Consider the following 3454-nt stretch of genomic DNA (forward strand, 5'->3'; position numbering starts at 1 on the left):
GCCCAGCCCAGACTTGCCACCGACAGCCGCGCGATCGTGGCACCGGGCGGCGCCACCCTCCTGCCGCACCGCTACACCGCGACCACCGCGGGGGAGGTCACCTTCCAGATCAGCGGCGCGACGGGAACACCCGATGCGGCGCTGTTCTCCACCACCATCTACCGCGATACGGATTGTTCCGGCGACATCGATGCCGGAGACGGGCCGGTGTCCGCACCCATCCTCGTTGCCGCCGGCGACGTGATCTGCCTTTTCGTGCGGGTGCAGGCGAGCGAGGGCGCGCCGAAGGGCGGCACGCTCGACTACACGCTGTCGGCGACGACGGCCCTTTCCGGCACGAGCACAAGCCTTCTGGCAGCCGCCAACCGGGACATGGTCACGGTCGGGACCGGCGGCACGGTCACGGTCACGAAAAAGGTGCGCAACGAGACGCGGAACGGCCCCTATGGGATGACGAGCACCGGTGCGCCGGGCGACGTGCTGGAATATTCCATCACCTTCAGCAATCCGTCGGCTGGCTTGGTGAGCGACGTCAGGGTGCATGACGAGACGCCGGACTACACGACGCTCGACGGCCCGATCAAGGTGGAGCAGAACCCCACCGGGCTCGACTGCCAGCCCGCCCTGCCGACGGCTAACGGAGCGGCCGGTTACAAGGGGCCGCTGCGCTGGGACTGCACCGGCACCATGTCACCCGGCGCCAAGGGAGAGGTCCGCTTTACAGTGAGGATCGATCAGTGAGCGAGCGATGTCCGGTAAAGAGACTGCTTTCGACTTTGCAATGAGCTGGATGGTCGCTTATGCGCCTGCTTATTCCACCTTCACGAAGTCTATGACTACTCTACCATGGTGCCTCTTTATCCGGAGACCATCGCGGCCCGTCTCTACCTCTCTGTAGTGAGTTCATCATTCATGAGCGATGTGCTCACTGTGGCAGCCGCCGAGATGAGGACAAACCTGTGAACCAGCCACTGCAGGGCCTCTGTCGAATATTTGCTGATATAGGCCGCGCGGCGCAGCGCAGTTGTCGCCAAGTCTCCGGCCTTCTGTTGGCTTCGCTGTTGCTGATTTACGCAACCTGTGAAGCGCGGGCTCAGGTTCAGCGGAGCATGATCAATACTGGCTTCGAAGCGCCGGTTACCTGCCGAACGGGAAATTGGAGCCTCATACCCAGCCAAGTTGTCCCGGGGTGGGAAACCACTCACCCGGTATTGAACAGCCACTGCAACTACGGGATGGGCCCGTCTCTTGAATTCCACTCATCAGGCTATGAGGGGGTCACCTCTCGGGAGGGCAGACAGCACGCCGAGCTAAATGCGGAGCAGGCATCTCGCATCTACCAAAACATCTGTCTTACAACAGGTGAGCGTATCGATTGGCGTCTCAGTCATAGAGGTCTCTATGGTACCGACGTGGCGGAGTTCAAGATTGGGTCGTCCGGCAATCCTGTCGTGCGTGTCGCAACTTCAACGACATCGGTGGGAAATATTGTATCCTGTTCTGGCGGGAATGTTACCTCAGGTAGCTGCAATTCTGCCGCGGCTCCGAACGGTTGGCGGGATTATTTCGGAAATTTTGTCTGGAGCGGTCCATCCGGAACTCAGGAGATCGGATTCGAGGCGATATCGAGTTCTGACGGGAGTGCCAACCGAGGCAATCTCCTGGACGCGATCCAAATAACCCTGACGCCTTACGTAGAGCTGTCCACAGCGACCGCATCGGGCGGGGAATCGATGGCAAACGCGAGCCTTCCCAAGATCCTGATCAGCGGCGCGACCACGACGCCTCTGACCGTTAAGGTCACGGCGAGCGGCACCGCGATCCTTGGAAGAGATTATACAACACCGACTGGCAGCCAAAGCTTTACAGTTACCATTCCCGCAGGCGAATATGCGAGTACGAGTTTTCCGCTCGGTGTTCTGATCGTCGATGACGGCCAGGTTGAAGAGAATAAGACCATCATCTTCAGCATAGATGAAGATTCTTCCTACCTTGTCGCCGGCACTCAAACCTGCGGCGACGCACCGATTGCCACTTCCACCTATACTATTACGGATGACGACACGCCGCCGAGTTCATCAAACATATGCGATATAGCCGTTAACGGCTCCTTCGAAAGCCCCAACATACAGACCGGCGGCGTCCCCGGCACCTCGATGGTGGGCGGTTACGCGGTCTGGGCTACCGGCGCCTTCACGGTGGATGGGTGGCAGACGGTAAGTGGAACGGTAGACATCCTCCGCCACTATACCAATGCCAGTCATGGGACCCAGAGTATTGACCTCTACGGGGCGCAAGCAGCAACCTTTCGGCAGACATTCACCGGGCTTCATCCCGGGCGGCGCTACACGTTTTCGGTCGATTATTCCGGCCTGAGTAAAGACCTCTCGGCAGGCATTGTCCAGTTGGGGAACGGCAAGGGTCAAGCACCGGTGACAATCAGCACTCTCAGGCCGTCCATCGATGCGGTTGCCAACGGAGACTCCGGGCTACCGACGCGCCCGCAATTGACCGTTTTCTGGCAGACGTTTGAGCACACGTTCACTGCCGCAGATACCGAGGCAACCATTCAGTTCGTCGACAGTGGAACGGCAGTAGGCGGCACCGGCACCGGCCTCTTCATCGATAACTTCCGGTTCGAGAGCGCCGATCCCTGTTCCGACCTGGCGGTGGAGATAGACGACGGCAGCCTTACATATTTGAATGGCGCTGACAGCGTCTATACGATCTCCGTCAAAAACAACGGCCCCGCATCCGTGACCGGTGCGAGAATCACCGATCCCCTGCCGTCGGGTATCACCAGCGGAACTTGGATGTGCGAACCCGCGGCGGGGGGTGCCATGTGCGGCGAGCGCGATGGTTCGGGGGGGATCGACACCACCGCTGATCTGCCTGCCGGTTCCTCCCTCACCTACACCATGACGATGAATGTGCCAGCTGGTTTCCGCGGCGATCTCGTCAATACGGCAATGGTGGAAACGCCGAGCGATGTGATCGACGTGATGCCTGAAAACAACACCGCCTCGGATACGAACAAGCCGGGATCGCCCGTGGTCACCATCGCGAAGGTGAGTGTCGGCGGGGTCGGGCGGTTCGGCTTTGCCGGGGCGGCGGCGAATGCCAATGGCTTTCCCACCGATGGCAACTATGCGGTGGAGACGATCACGCCGGGAGTGGCCGTTGAGGGAGCATCGGTGCCGCTTGGCGCCGCCGATGTGGAGACCCGGATCGTCGAGACCATGCCGGCGGGCTGGGTGCTGAAGAGCGCCCGCTGCGAGGACCGAAGGGCGGCGGCGTCCGGCAATCTGGACGGCCCGGTGATCGGCACCGTCACCGACGGCAAGACGCTCGTCATCCCGGCCGGGAACGCCAGGGCCGGGGCCGACCTCCTCTGCACCTTCACCAACCGCTTTCAAGGCTTTGCCGTCGAGGGGCGGGTGATCCTCGACAATGG

General features: G+C 61.0%; 2 pseudogenes. Both read left to right on the forward strand.

Annotation, left to right across the window (positions count from 1 at the left end):
- Window positions 1-741 (forward strand): annotated as a pseudogene (locus tag CHEJ32_RS27555) (right-handed parallel beta-helix repeat-containing protein); the annotation flags it as partial.
- A gap of 992 nt (window positions 742-1733) precedes the next feature.
- Window positions 1734-3454, forward strand: a pseudogene (locus CHEJ32_RS25985) (DUF11 domain-containing protein); the annotation flags it as partial.

It is taken from the genome of Chelativorans sp. J32, from assembly GCF_000518985.1.
GTDB lineage: Bacteria > Pseudomonadota > Alphaproteobacteria > Rhizobiales > Rhizobiaceae > Chelativorans.